Origin of the sequence: Ralstonia sp. TCR112, assembly GCF_007997035.1 — a bacterium.
GTDB classification, from domain to species: Bacteria; Pseudomonadota; Gammaproteobacteria; order Burkholderiales; family Burkholderiaceae; genus Ralstonia; species Ralstonia edaphi.
The window spans coordinates 1-716 of the sequence record NZ_VOSS01000216.1; the positions used below are offsets into that span (position 1 = coordinate 1).

At 65.2% G+C, this 716-nt stretch carries 1 protein-coding gene and 1 pseudogene; both read right to left on the minus strand.

Annotation, left to right across the window (positions count from 1 at the left end):
- Nucleotides 1–354, minus strand: a pseudogene (locus tag FUT88_RS25415) (flagellar assembly protein FliH); the annotation flags it as partial.
- Nucleotides 355–389: 35 nt separating this feature from the next.
- Nucleotides 390–716: FliG C-terminal domain-containing protein (locus FUT88_RS25420; RefSeq protein ID WP_325205676.1), on the minus strand; the 327-nt coding region annotated here is incomplete at its 5' end.

A 716-nucleotide genomic window follows, 5' to 3' on the forward strand; every position in this document is an offset into this window, starting at 1 on the left:
GACCAGCTCTTCGGCAACGCTGCCGTTCAGTTGGTCGATCGCCTCGCGCACGGATTGCATGAGCGCGGCGATGTGTTTGGAATCTTCCTCGCCCTGGCGACGGCCTTGTTCAAAGCCATCCTGGAAGCCTTGCGCAAAACCATCGCGGCGGCCTTCGTCGCGGGCGGTGGCAAGCTCCGCGTCCAGCGCGGCCTGCCATTCCTCTTCGGAAATGGGCGGCTCTTCGGGCTCGGGCGGCGGAGGCGGCGGCGCGGCTGTAGCAGCAGCCTCTGCGGCCTGCCGCCGGAAGTCGGTCGGCTCCCACGCCTGGTATTCGACCAGCGTGTCGCGCGGGATGATCGGCGGACGCGGCATCTCAGCGCCCCGTCATAGCAAAGCGGCCAGCACGGTCAGACATAAGCGTCCTCCGCCTTGCGGCCGATGGTGATTTCGCCTTCGTCGGCCAGACGGCGCGCAACGACCAGGATTTCCTTCTGCTGCGCTTCGACTTCCGACACCTTGACGGGGCCGAGCACTTCCAGCTCTTCCTTGAGCATCGTGCCGGCACGCTGCGACATGTTGGCAAACACCTTGTCGCGGAACTCCTGCTTGGCGCCCTTGAGCGCCACCACCAGAACGTCCTGGCTGATCTCGCGCAGCAGCGTCTGCAGTGCACGGCCGTCCAGATCGATCAGGTTGTCGAACACGAACATCTTCTCGACGATGGCGTCGGCCAG